The organism is Caballeronia sp. ATUFL_M2_KS44 (genome assembly GCF_023630965.1).
GTDB classification, from domain to species: Bacteria; Pseudomonadota; Gammaproteobacteria; order Burkholderiales; family Burkholderiaceae; genus Caballeronia; species Caballeronia concitans.
Window position 1 is genome coordinate 16,022 of the sequence record NZ_JALQEA010000045.1, and the last position, 12,959, is coordinate 28,980.

A 12,959-nucleotide genomic window follows, 5' to 3' on the forward strand; every position below is an offset into this window, starting at 1 on the left:
GGTGGTGGAAAGTGCGCCAGCATATCAATGCCGGTGTTGCAACGCCAAGAGCGCACTGAAGTCTTTCATGCCGCGTCCTCCGCGCGCTGCGTGCGGCCGAGCACCGGCCGCAGCGCCGTGCCCGTGTGGCTGCGCGGATGGCTCGCGAGCGTTTCCGGGTCCGCCGCCGCGACGATGGTCCCGCCGTTCACGCCGCCTTCCGGCCCGAGGTCGAGCACCCAGTCCGCTTCGGCGATCACGTCCAGATCGTGCTCGATGACGATCACGCTATGCCCGCCATCCACCAGCCGATGCAGCACGCGGATCAGCTTCGCCACGTCCGCCATGTGCAGGCCGACGGTCGGTTCGTCGAGCACATAGAGCGTATGCGGCGGCTTCTGGCCGCGCCGCGTGATGTCGTCGCGCACTTTCGACAGTTCCGTCACGAGCTTGATGCGCTGCGCCTCGCCGCCCGAAAGCGTCGGCGACGGCTGGCCGAGCGTCAGATAACCGAGCCCCACGTCCTTCATCAACTGCAACGGATGCGCGATGCTCGGCATCGACGAGAAGAATTCGACGGCTTCGTCGATCTCCATCGTCAGCACTTCGCCGATGTTCTTGCCGCGCCACGTCACCGCGAGCGTTTCGGGATTGAAGCGCTGGCCGTGGCACACGTCGCACGGCACCTTCACGTCCGGCAGGAAGTTCATCGCGATGGTGCGCACGCCCTGGCCTTCGCACGCGGGACAACGGCCATCGCCCGTATTGAACGAGAAACGCGACGGCGTGTAGCCGCGCGCGCGGGCTTCGAGCGTGTCCGCGAACAGCTTGCGGATGGTGTCCCACATGCCGATGTACGTCGCCGGGCACGAACGCGGCGTCTTGCCGATCGGCGTCTGATCGACTTCCAGCACGCGGTCGATCGCCTCGAAGCCGGTGACGCCCGAACAGCCTTGCCACGCGTGGACGACATCGAACTTCGGACGCGGCGCCTCGCGCGCGAGCACGCTGGCACGCGACTTCGCCGCGGGCTTGCCTTCCGCCGCCTGCGCCGTCTTGCGCGCGCGCCGGACCGCCGGCGACGAGAGCACCGAGCGGCCGACGGCATCGAGCAGATTCGTCATGAGCACATCGCGCGCGAGCGTCGATTTGCCCGATCCCGAGACGCCCGTGATCGCGACGAGCCGGTTCAGCGGCATGCTCGCCGTCACGTTGCGCAGATTGTGCAGCGTCGCGTTTTCCACCGTGAGCCATTGCTCGGGCACGGCGGGACGCTTGCCCGTCGCGGCGCGCACTTCGCGTCGCGGTTGCAGCGGATGCACGATCGGATTCGCGAGCATGCGCCCGGTCAGCGACGCCTTGTGCGCCGCGAGGTCCGTCACGCTGCCCTGCGCGACCACCGTGCCGCCGCGCTTGCCCGCGCCCGGCCCGATATCGATGATGTGATCGGCGCGGCGAATCGTGTCCTCGTCATGCTCGACGACGACGAGCGTATTGCCCTTGTCGTTGAGCTTCTTGAGCGCGGACAGCAGGATGAGGTTGTCGCGCGGATGCAGGCCGATGGTCGGTTCATCGAGCACATAACAGACGCCTTGCAGGTTGCTGCCGAGTTGCGCCGCGAGACGAATGCGCTGCGCTTCGCCGCCCGAGAGCGTCGGCGCGGCGCGATCCAGGCTCAGATAACCGAGCCCGACTTCTTCGAGGAACTGCAAGCGCCCTTCGATTTCGCTGATGACGTCGCGCGCAATGTCCGCATCGCGTCCCGTGAGTTTCAGCGACGCGATCCACTCGCGCGTATCGGTCACGGTCCAGCGGCCGACTTCGGTGATCGGATAGTTGCCGAACGTGACGGCGCGCGCGACATCGTTGAGGCGCGTGCCTTCGCATTCGGGACACGGCTGATCGACGATATCGTCCGGTTCCTGATCCACCGATCCGATGCTCTGCTCGCGGCCGCGATCGTCCTGCGCGAAGACGGTATCGTCGAACGCGGCGCGCTGCTCGCGCGTGAGCTTCACGCCCGTGCCGACGCATGTGTTGCACCAGCCATGCTTGCTGTTATACGAGAACATGCGCGGATCGAGTTCCGGATAGCTCGTGCCGCATGTCGGACACGCGCGCTTCGTCGAGAACACGATGGTCTCTTCGCTGCCGCGCCGCTTGCCGTTCGACAACGCGCCGTGCAGTTCATCGAGCGGCGCGCACAGATGCATCACGCCCTTGCCGATTTCGAGCGTGTCGTCGAGCACGCGGCGCAGTTCCGCTTCGTTATCCGCCGACACGACGAGATCCGCCACCGGCAGTTCGATCGTATGTTCGCGGAAGCGGTCGAGCTTCGGCCACGGATCGACGGAATGAAACTCGCCGTCCACGCGCAGATGCGTGTTGCCGCGCGCCTTCGCCCACTTCGCGAGATCCGTATAAACGCCCTTGCGATTCACGACGAGCGGCGCGAGCAAGCCGACATGCTGCCCCTTGAAATCGCGCAGAATTTGCGCGGCGATGGATTCGGAGCTTTGCGCCTGCACCGGCGTGCCGTCGTGGATGCAATGCTGAATGCCGAGCTTCACGTAAAGCAGACGCAGGAAGTGCCAGACTTCCGACGTCGTCGCGACCGTGCTCTTGCGTCCGCCGCGCGAAAGACGCTGCTCGATCGCGACGGTCGGCGGAATGCCGTAGACGGCATCGACTTCGGGGCGGCCCGCCGGCTGCACGATGGATCGCGCGTACGCGTTCAGCGATTCCAGATAGCGGCGCTGGCCTTCGTGAAAAAGGATATCGAACGCGAGCGTCGACTTGCCCGACCCCGACACGCCCGTCACCACGTTGAACTTGTTGTGCGGAATATCGACGTCGAGCGACTTCAGGTTGTGCTCGCGCGCATTCACGATACGCACGACGTCCTCGCCCTGCAGCGCGCGCCGTGCGCTCGCCACTTCCGCCGCAAGCTGCAACGGCACGCCCGCGCGCTTCTCCGCCGCGCCGGGCTGCATCGCTTCTTCGTAATCGACGAGCGCGCGGCCCGTATGCGAGTGCTCGCACGCGGCCACATCGTCGGGCGTGCCGACGCACACCACTTGTCCGCCGCCGTCGCCGCCTTCGGGACCGAGATCGATGATCCAGTCCGCCGCGCGAATCACGTCGAGATTGTGCTCGATCACGATCAGCGAATGACCGCGTTCCAGCAGACGGCGCAACGCCTGCATCAGCTTGGCGATGTCGTCGAAATGAAGGCCCGTGGTCGGCTCGTCGAACATGAAAAGCCGGTCCTTCTGATTCGGCGATGCCGTCTCCGCCAGAAAGCCCGCGAGCTTCAAACGCTGCGCTTCGCCGCCCGAAAGCGTCGGCACGGGCTGGCCGAGCTTCACGTATTCGAGGCCGACATCGACGATAGGCTGAAGGACGCGCAATACTTCGGCATCCGAAGCAAATAGCGACACCGCTTCGCTGACGGTCAGTTCGAGCACGTCCGCGATGCTCAGTTCGCGGCCATCGCGCTCGATCTTCACTTCGAGAATTTCCGCGCGATAACGCCGTCCGTCGCAATCGGGACAGCGCAAGTAGACATCGCTCAGGAACTGCATTTCGACGTGCTCGAAGCCCGAGCCGCCGCACGTCGGGCAACGTCCGTCGCCCGAATTGAAGCTGAACATGCTCGCGCCATAACCGCGTTGCGCGGCGAGCGGCGCCTTCGCGAAGAGCTTGCGGATTTCATCGAACGCGCCGACATAACTTGCCGGATTCGAGCGCGCCGTGCGGCCGATCGGCGATTGATCGACGAACACCACGTCGCCGAGCTGCTCTGCGCCCTTCAACGCACGAAACGCGCCGGGCGCTTCGGTCGCCTTGCCGAAGTGACGCATCAGCGCGGGCGCGAGCACGTCCTGAATGAGCGTCGATTTGCCTGAACCTGAAACGCCCGTCACGCAGACGAGACGCTGCAACGGAATATCGACCGTCACGTCCTGCAGGTTGTGATCGCTTGCGCCTTCGAGCACGAGACGCGGCGTGTTCGCATCCACGACGCGGCGCGTCCAGTTCGCCGAATGCGCGACGTGCCGCCTGCCGCCGAGATACGCGCCGGTGAGCGTGTCGCTCGATTGAATGTCGCCGGGCGTGCCGTCATAGACGATCTGCCCGCCGCGTTCGCCCGGCCCCGGCCCCATGTCGATGAGACGATCCGCCGCCAGCATCACCGATGGATCGTGCTCCACGACGACGAGCGTGTTGCCCGCATCGCGCAGACGATGCATCGCTTCGACAATGCGGTTCAGATCGCGCGGATGCAGCCCGATGCTCGGTTCGTCCAGCACGAACAGCGTGTTCACGAGCGACGTGCCGAGCGCCGTCGTCAGGTTGATGCGCTGCACTTCGCCGCCCGAAAGCGTGCGGCTCTGGCGATCGAGCGTCAGATAACCGAGGCCCACGTCGCAGAGATACTTGAGGCGCGTGCGCACTTCGGCGTGCAGCAGCTTGAGCGCTTCGTCGAGCAAGGTGGACGGCAGCGTCAGCGAATCGAAGAAACGGCGGATGCGGTCGATCGGCATCAGCATCAGATCGTGCACGGTCAGGCCCGGCAGCGCTTCGAGCTGATCGCGCGTCCAGTCGACGCCGTTCGGCATGAAGCGGCCGGCGGGCGCGAGAACGGCATCGGCCTGTTCCTTCGTGCCGAGACGCCACAACAGCGATTCGGTCTTGAGACGCGCGCCCGCGCACGCGGGACACGTCGTATAGCTGCGGTATTTCGAAAGCAGCACGCGGATATGCATCTTGTACGCCTTCGACTCGAGATAGTCGAAGAAGCGCTGCACGCCGTACCACTGGCTATTCCACTTGCCGCTCCAGTCGGGCGATCCCTTGATGACCCAGTCGCGTTCCTGCTGCGTGAGTTCGTTCCAGGGCACACCGAGCCGGATGCCCGCCTTCGCGCCGTATCGCACGAGGTCGTCCTGATTCTCTTTCCACGCGGGCGTTTGCAGCGTCTTGACCGCGCCTTCGCGCAGCGTCTTCTTTTCGTCCGGAATGACGAGGCCGTAATCGACGCCGATCACGCGCCCGAAGCCGCGGCACGTTTCGCACGCGCCATACGCCGAGTTGAACGAGAACAGCGCGGGTTGCGGATCGGCGTAGCGCAGGTCGCTTTCGGGGCTGTGCAGGCCGGTCGAGAAGCGCCAGATGTCCGGCTCGCCCTCTTCCTTCAGCACGTAGACGTTCACGCGCCCGGTGCCGCGCAGCAATGCGCCTTCGATGGCTTCCAGCGCGCGCGATCGCTCCGTGTTCTGCAAGCGGAAGCGGTCCGCGACGACATCGAGCACTTGCCGCGCGCCCGCATCCGTCTGAACGTGGCGCTTCGCCTGCACGCGCGTGTAGCCGCTCGCGGACAGCCATTGCGCGACTTCGTCGTCGCTCGTGGCGTCGGGCAGTTCGACGGGAAACGTGATCGCGAGACGCGGATCGCCGGCGCGCGTGCGTTCCAGCAGCTCGGCGTAGATGGTCTCGGGCGTGTCGTGCCGCACGCGATGCGCGGTCTTCCTGTCGAACAGTTCGGCGGCGCGCGCGTAGAACAGCTTCAGGTGATCGTTGAGTTCGGTCATCGTGCCGACGGTCGAGCGCGAGCTGCGCACCGGATTCGTCTGGTCGATGGCGATGGCGGGCGGCACGCCGTCCACGCGATCCACCTGCGGGCGGTCCATGCGGTCGAGAAACTGGCGCGCGTACGCGCTGAACGTTTCGACGTAGCGGCGCTGGCCTTCGGCGTAGAGCGTGTCGAAGACGAGGCTCGACTTGCCGGAGCCGGACGGGCCGGTCACGACCGTCATCTGGCCGGTGTGCAGGTCGAGGTCGAGATTCTTGAGGTTATGTTGCCGAGCGCCGCGAATGCGGATTGCGTTGTTCGATGCCAATTTTTCAACCGGTTCAATGTGATGGACGGCTCTCGCGCGTCTGTCGACAGCCGTGGGCGGCGCGCACGAGTGTTCGGCGGCGCGCGCCTGCCGCAGCGAACAGTACTGTACACCTATACAGTATGTGTCGCCAAACGCGCAGGAAGTGTGCGGCTGTGTCCTTGCAAGTAGCTCGCCCGGTCGTGCTTTCGCGGCCTTCAGCGCAGATGGGCGATGAGCGCCTCCGCGACCGCATCGGGCGCTTCGCGCGGCGGAAAATGCCCCGCGCCGTCGATCACCACGCGCCGATAGCCCGCCGTGAAGCACGCGTCCTGCCCTTCGGACATCGCCGGATCGTCGCAGCTGTCCGCGCCGCCCTGGATCATCAACGCGGGAACGCCGATTCGCTCGATGCCGCGAAGTCGCTCGTACAGCGGCGAAAGCGCCGGATCGGACGGCTGATCGCTGCGCCAACGGCGGCGATAGCCGTTCAGCGTGACCGGCACCCAGTCGGGATTCTCGAAGGCGCACGCGGTGGCGTCGAACTCGGCTTCGTCGAACCAGCCGGGCGGCGACCACGTGTCCCACTGAATGCGCGCGAAGCCTTTGGGATCGGCGGCGACGGCGGCGGGAGCGGCATCGAGCGACATGAACCACTGGTACCAGAAGCGCCGCGCCTGCGCGAAATCCGGCGGCAGCGCGAACTCGCCGCGCGGCTGGAACGCCAGCGCGATCGCGGCGATGCGGCGCACGCGCTCAGGGAAAAGCGCGGCGACGGTGTACGCGGCGCGCGCGCCCCAGTCGTGGCCGACCACGTCGAATTGCGCGATGCCCAGCGCATCGGCGAGATCGACGGCATCGCGCGCGAGCGCCACGCCCGAGCCGTCGCGCACGGTGTCGTCGTGCAGAAAACGCGTGCCGCCCGCGCCGCGCAACTCCGGCACGACGGTGCGCAAGCCGGCGTCGTTCAGCCGCGCCGCGACCGCCGTCCACGCGCGGGCGGCGTCGGGCCAGCCGTGCAGGAGAAGGACGGCGGGGCCGTCGGCGGGACCGGTATCGGCATAAGCGATGTTCAGCGTCGGCGTTTCGGCGTGGCGGTCGAAATTCAGCATGACGGCTCCTTCGTGAGGACGCGGAAGCTTCATTCTAGGGCGATGGCGCGTTACACGTTTTCCTTCACGCGAGCGATCGATGACGGATGACGTCGTACCAGCGGGCCTACGGGAAAGTCCCGACCCTTCGCCCGCAAGTCAAACCTTGACGCCTGCTTTGAACGCCCGGTATCGTCCATCAAGGTAAACGGTTTCCCGCTTGATCGCCTAAACACGCGAACAAAAGCGGAACACTCGTACGACGTCGTGCAATATTCCCACAACATATCCGGCCAGACCGGAATGGAGACACGCATGAAGGACCGCAACCAGACCGTCACCTCGCCGCGACGCCGCAGCATTCTCAAGTTCGCCGGCGTGTCCGCGGGCGCGCCGCTCATCGGCGGCCTCGGCAGCCTCGGCATGCTCGCCGGTTGCGGCGGCCACGACGATTCGAACCCATCGACACCGACCGCCGCCGCCGATCCCATCTGGGGCCCGACCGGTTCGGCGACGCAGATCGTCAACGCATTGCAAAACGTCTCGACGTCGATGGTGCCGAGCCGCCAGTTCCTCGTCACCGATTACGGCGCGCAGCCGTGCGCGGCCGTCGCCGCGACGAATCCGTACACCGATCCGGCCAAGTCGCCGCTCAGCACCGGCGCCGACAAGACGCAAGCGCCCGGCTCCTTCGATTCGCGCCCCGCGTTCCTCGCGGCCATCGCGGCGTGCAGCGCGGCGGGCGGCGGACGCGTCGTCGTGCCGACGGGCAACTGGTATTGCGCGGGACCGATCGTGCTGCAGTCGAACGTCGACTTTCACCTGAGCGCGAACTGCGAGATTTTCTTCAGCCAGAATCCGGCGGACTTCGCGAAAGACGGCCCGGTGGATTGCGGCGCGAACGGCAAGCTCTATTACAGCCGCTGGCAGGCAAACGATTGCCTGAACTACGGCCCGCCCGTCTACGCGCGCAACCAGACGAACATCGCGATCACCGGCGAAGGCGACACGTCCGTGCTCAACGGCCAGGCGATGACGCCGTTCGCCGGCAGCGGCAACACCGCGACATGCTGGTGGACGTACAAAGGCACGAGCGGCGCGTACGGATACGCGGGATCGTCGACGCCGTCGCAGGCGTACGCGAATCCGAAGAACGTCGATCTGAAATCGGCCGCGCCCGGCATATCGGACGCGCTCTACGCGAAGCTCACCGACCCCGCGACGCCGTGGCAGCAGGACCAGAACTACCTTCCAGCACTCTCGGAAGCGGGAGTGGCCATCGAGAAACGCATCTTCGGCGTCGGCCATTATCTGCGACCCTGCATGGTGGAGTTCATCGGGTGTACTAACGTTTTGATGCAGGGTTATCGCACGATCAACACGCCGTTCTGGCAGCATCATCCGACGGATTGCAGGAATGTCGTGATTCGCAACGTGACGGTGGATAGCATCGGTCCGAACAACGACGGCTTCGATCCCGACGCCTGCGACATGGTGCTCTGCGAGAACGTGACGTTCAACACGGGCGACGATTGCATCGCGATCAAATCGGGCAAGGATCTGGATACGCAATATGGCCCCGCGCAAAACCACGTCATCCAGAATTGCACGATGAACAGCGGTCACGGCGGCATCACGCTCGGCAGCGAAATGGGCGGCGGCGTGCAGCAGATCTACGCGCGCAACCTGCAAATGCTGAATCAGTTCTGGGCGACGAACTCGCTGAACATCGCCATTCGCGTGAAGACCAACATGAATCGCGGCGGCTTCGTGAAGGACTTCTATGTCGATAACGTGACGCTGCCGAACGGTGTGAGCCTCACGCCTTCCGGCTATGGCAGCAGCCTGCTCGCGGGCAGTCCGATCAACGCGACGGTGCCGCTCGGCGTCGTCACGGCGGCGGCGGCGAATCCGTCGGCGGCGCAGGGCGGCATCATCACGTTCGACTGCGACTATCAGCCGTCGAAGGACGCCATCCGCACGCGGCCCGCGCTCGTACAGAACGTCAACATATCGAACGTGAAGGCGAGCAACGTGAACCTGAATGGCGTGACGGGCTCGTGCTTTCAGGCGATCGTCGCGCAAGGTCCGGTCGCGTTCGACTACAACGGCCCCGCGCCGACGCCCGCGATTCCGGCGATCACCGGCGTCACGATCACCAATTGCGACTTCGGCACGCCCGTTGCGGCCGGACCGGCGACGGCGACATCGCCGGGACCGATCTACGCGTACAACGTGCATGACATCAAGCTCGTCAATACGATGATCGCTGGGCAGGCGATGAATCAGACGGTCACCGACGCGCGGTAAGTCGATGGCGGGGCTCGCTGTTCATCGCACACGCGAGCCCCGCTTTCTCATGCTCCGATGAGCACGCCGGTCCTGAACGCCTTCGCGCCCGTCACGCGCCCCATCGGTGCGCCCGCATAAACGAAGCGCGTCGCGCGGCGCATGTAGAACACGCCGTCGTTCTTCGTGGAAATGGTCGTGACCGCGTCCGTCAGCGGATCGACGATATCGAACACGGCATCGCCCGCCTTCAGCGCAGCGCCCACCTTCGCGCGATAAATCACGATGCCGCTCACCGGCGCGATCAACTGCTCGCTGCCCGCAAGCGGCGTCGCGGATTGATCGAGCGTGGGCATCTCGGGCGCCTCGCCTTCGATCACGCCACGCGCGATGAGAAACGACACGATCGCCTCGGCGTCGCCATCGGCATGCTCGTAATCGACATCCCGCTGCCCGCGATGCTCCAGCGTCGCCGCGACATTCGGCGCGCCGAGCGGCACGTCGCCGGGAAGCAGCGCGCGGACCTCGTTCCACAGCAGCGCGTGAATTTCGTCGAACGACTGGCCGCCCGAATCCGTCGCGAGCAACACGCCGTTCGCGCCGAGATAGCGCGCAAGCGGCTCGATGGCGGGCCAGCTCGCGGGGCTCGTGTAGAGATGCATCGTCGCTTCGAGCGAGCAGTGCAGATCGAGCACGATATCGGCATCGGATGCATGTTTCAGCAACACGAGCCGCAGCGATTCGAACTCGTTGCGCGGCGTCGTTTCGCCGAGCATCTCGCACACCGCGGCGCGCAGAAGGCGCGTGTTGTACGCCGCATCATCGCGACACCAGCGCGAGCCGACGCGCTCCACGAGCGCCTTTGCAGCCGGCATCGGAAACTGGCGATTGAAGTTCTGGCCGCTGTTCGCCTCGAACCGGCCGATGAATTGCCCCAGCACATGCTGCGACAAGCCGATCGGATTCGCGACCGGCACCAGCACCACTTCGCCGCGCATGCGCCCGGCTGCATCGAGTTCGATGAGGCGTTGTTTCAGGCGCCACGCGGTGAGCATCGCGGGCGTTTCATCGGCATGCAAGGATGCCTGAATATAGATCTTTTCCCGGCCGCGTCCCGCGCCGAAATGGAAACTGACGAGATCGCGTGTGGTGCCGAGCGTCGTCGAAACGAGCGGCGTGCGTTGAACGTGCATGTCAGTCCCCGTAGACGTCGAAATCGAAATACTTGCGCGCGATCTTCTGATACGTGCCATCGGCGCGCATGTCGGCGACAGCTTTATCGACCTTCGCTTTCAGCGCCGTGTCGTCGAGCCGCATGCCCATGCCGACGCCGTGATCGCCCATCGAAAGCGGCGCGCCGACGAACGCGAAGCCCGCGCCGCGCGGCGTCTTCAGAAAGCCGTGTTCCGCTTCGACGGAGCCGAGCAGCGCGGCGTCGATGCGTCCCGCGATCAAATCGTTGAACACGCCCTCCTGGCTTTGATACGCGACGACTTCCACGCCGCCCGGCTGCCAGTTCTTGAGCGCGTAGGTTTCGAACTGACTGCCGCTTTGCACGCCGACGCGCTTGCCGCGCAAGCCGTCCGCGCTCGCGGTCAGCGGCGCGCCGCTCTTCGCGATCAGACGCGAGCGGAACTGGAAGAGCTTCGTCGAGAACGCGATCTGCTTCATGCGCTTGTCGGTGATCGCCATCGACGACATGATCCCGTCGATCTTGCGCGCCTGGAGCGCGGGGATCATCCCGGAGAATTCGAGTTCGACCCATTCGCAATGCATCGCGATGCGGCGGCAGATTTCATCGCCGAGATCGACGTCGAAGCCCGCGACGTGGCCGTCGGGCGTCTTGACGTCCATCGGCGGATAACCGGGATCGATGCCGAGCCGCAACGCGTTCGCTTCCTTCGCGACGACGGTGGAGGACGCGAGCAGGCCGGCAAGCACGCAAGCGATGAGAGACGAGGTAGATGGGCGCATGACGGTATCAAAAGAATTTCGGCCCGCCGATACTAAAGCCGCAAAATGCGCCTAAAAAGTGCCGGTTTGCTTATCATGATCAGCTTTTGCGATCACTCGGAAGGCATCGTGGAACTGACTCTCACGCAGCTACGCATGTTCATCGCGGTCGCCGAGGCCGGCAGTCTGCGCGCGGCGGCGCGGCGGCTTTCCATCGCGCAGAGCGGCGTGACGCAGCAGTTGCGCAAGCTGGAAACGAACGTCGGCGGGCCGCTTTTCGAACGCGACGTGCGCGGCGTGCGGCTCACGCCCATCGGCGAGAGGCTGCGCGTGCGGGCCGATCTGATCATCGGCGAATGCGAGAAGACGGAAGCGGAAATGCGGCAACTGCGCGGCGAACTGGTCGGGAGCGTATCGCTCGGACTCGCCGCCGAAGCGACAATGCGCCTTTTTCCCGCGCTGCTCGCGAGCTTTCGGGAGCGCTGTCCGCGCATCGACGTGCATCTGACGAGCGCGACGTCGCGCGTGCTGACCTCGTGGGTGCGCGAAGGCAGCCTCGATTTCGCGCTCGCGAGCATCGCGACGGACGCGGATCTGCACGACATGGAGACCACGCGTCTTTTCGATGCCGACGTCGCCGTGATGGCGCGGCGCGGTCATCCGCTCGCCGGCGCGCGCACGCTCGCCGAACTGCGCGACGCCGAATGGGTGAGCACGCGGCATAAACATCAGCGCAGCAACAGGCTGGCCGCGATGTTCGAGCAGGCGGGCTTGCCGCCGCCGCGCATCGCCGCGACGACGGAAGCCGTCTTCGACACGCTGCATTGCATCGCCGCGAGCGACTATCTCGCGCTCGAACCCGCCAGCCTCGCCGGTCACGCGTTCTTTCGCGATCACATCGTCGTTACGCCCATCGCCGAGCGCGCGGCGGGCGCGCCCGTTTGCATGCTGCGGCGCGCGGGCGTGCCGCTCACGCCCGCGGCGCAAGAACTCGCGACGATGGCCGTATCGTTCGCGCGGATGCTGCCGGCGGCAAGCTCACCGCGACGCGTGACGCGAAGCTGATGACGCGCTCTTCTTGCCCGCCGCGTGCGCGCGACGCGTCTCCCAGCCCTTCTTCGCCGATGCGGAGCGGTCGGCGGCGGAACGGCGGCTCGCGCTCGCATGCGCCTGCTTCGACAGCGACTTGTGCGACGCGGCCTTCGTGCTTTCGCGTTTCAGCACGCGCGTGGACGTCGCGGAGCGCTTCGCCTTCGATTCGGTGCTGGGGCTCTTCGTCTTGCGATGCGCGGCCTTGGTATCCTGCGCGGCCTTCTTGCGCGTGCTTTCGGAGGCCTCGCCCTTCTTCGGCGTCTTCAGCTTGACGCCCGAGCGCCGCGCTTCCGACAGGCCGATCGCAATCGCCTGCTTCGCCGACTTCGCGCCGTGCTTGCCCTCGCGGATGTGATCGATCTGCTCCTTCACGAACGCGCCCGCCTGCGTGCTCGCTGACTTGCCCTCGCGCTTCGCCTTGTGCGCGCGCTCGACGGTTTTCTTTTCCGGCATGTCGGTACTCCTTGTGAAAGATGTCGCATTGACCGATTGAGCAACGGATGTGCCCGTGGGCATTCCACGCAAAAAGCGTCGCGCAAACGATTGCGCTCATCCATTTCCGGGACGCTTACGGCGACCGCTTGCATCGCCCGCTATTCGATGCCGAAAAGCAATCATGAATCGCGCTAAAGACCTGCGGGTTTCTGCCGATAAGCGGTCTATCCACCCCACC

7 protein-coding genes are annotated in these 12,959 nt (G+C 65.5%); 2 read left to right on the forward strand and 5 right to left on the reverse strand.

Annotation, left to right across the window (positions count from 1 at the left end):
- Positions 1-65 precede the first annotated feature (65 nt).
- Entirely contained in the window at positions 66-5,882 is a 5,817-nt protein-coding gene (uvrA, locus tag NCR39_RS19300; RefSeq protein WP_250453699.1) for an excinuclease ABC subunit UvrA, read from the reverse strand.
- A 197-nt stretch (positions 5,883-6,079) separates the two neighbouring features.
- Positions 6,080-6,973, reverse strand: coding sequence for an alpha/beta fold hydrolase (locus NCR39_RS19305; RefSeq protein WP_250453700.1), 894 nt, complete (start codon positions 6,971-6,973; stop codon positions 6,080-6,082).
- Positions 6,974-7,267: 294 nt separating this feature from the next.
- Between NCR39_RS19305 and NCR39_RS19310 the strand changes: the two genes are divergently transcribed.
- On the forward strand, positions 7,268-9,262 hold the full coding sequence (locus tag NCR39_RS19310) for a glycoside hydrolase family 28 protein (RefSeq protein WP_250453701.1): 1,995 nt from the start codon (positions 7,268-7,270) through the stop codon (positions 9,260-9,262).
- Positions 9,263-9,309: 47 nt separating this feature from the next.
- Here NCR39_RS19310 and NCR39_RS19315 read toward each other — a convergent pair whose 3' ends face one another.
- The gene (locus tag NCR39_RS19315; protein ID WP_250453702.1) at positions 9,310-10,434 is read right to left on the reverse strand and encodes a succinylglutamate desuccinylase/aspartoacylase family protein; all 1,125 of its coding nucleotides are present in this window, start codon (positions 10,432-10,434) and stop codon (positions 9,310-9,312) included.
- Position 10,435: 1 nt separating this feature from the next.
- Positions 10,436-11,215, reverse strand: a complete 780-nt coding sequence (locus NCR39_RS19320; RefSeq protein WP_250453703.1) for a transporter substrate-binding domain-containing protein — start codon at positions 11,213-11,215, stop codon at positions 10,436-10,438.
- A gap of 108 nt (positions 11,216-11,323) precedes the next feature.
- Between NCR39_RS19320 and NCR39_RS19325 the strand changes: the two genes are divergently transcribed.
- Positions 11,324-12,259, forward strand: a complete 936-nt coding sequence (locus NCR39_RS19325; RefSeq protein ID WP_250453704.1) for a LysR family transcriptional regulator — start codon at positions 11,324-11,326, stop codon at positions 12,257-12,259.
- On the opposite strand, the gene NCR39_RS19330 is transcribed toward NCR39_RS19325, so the two are convergent.
- Entirely contained in the window at positions 12,233-12,739 is a 507-nt protein-coding gene (locus NCR39_RS19330; RefSeq protein ID WP_250453705.1) for a DUF6496 domain-containing protein, read from the reverse strand. The genes NCR39_RS19325 and NCR39_RS19330 overlap by 27 nt on opposite strands.
- Between the last annotated feature and the right edge of the window lie 220 nt (positions 12,740-12,959).

What these genes read in the sequence shown, in the direction of transcription:
- NCR39_RS19305 (WP_250453700.1), bottom strand. Translation starts at nt 6,973, where the DNA reads ATGCTGAATTTCGACCGCCACGCCGAAACGCCGACGCTGAACATCGCT.
- NCR39_RS19310 (WP_250453701.1), top strand. Translation starts at nt 7,268, where the DNA reads ATGAAGGACCGCAACCAGACCGTCACCTCGCCGCGACGCCGCAGCATT.
- NCR39_RS19315 (WP_250453702.1), bottom strand. Translation starts at nt 10,434, where the DNA reads ATGCACGTTCAACGCACGCCGCTCGTTTCGACGACGCTCGGCACCACA.
- NCR39_RS19320 (WP_250453703.1), bottom strand. Translation starts at nt 11,215, where the DNA reads ATGCGCCCATCTACCTCGTCTCTCATCGCTTGCGTGCTTGCCGGCCTG.
- NCR39_RS19330 (WP_250453705.1), bottom strand. Translation starts at nt 12,739, where the DNA reads ATGCCGGAAAAGAAAACCGTCGAGCGCGCGCACAAGGCGAAGCGCGAG.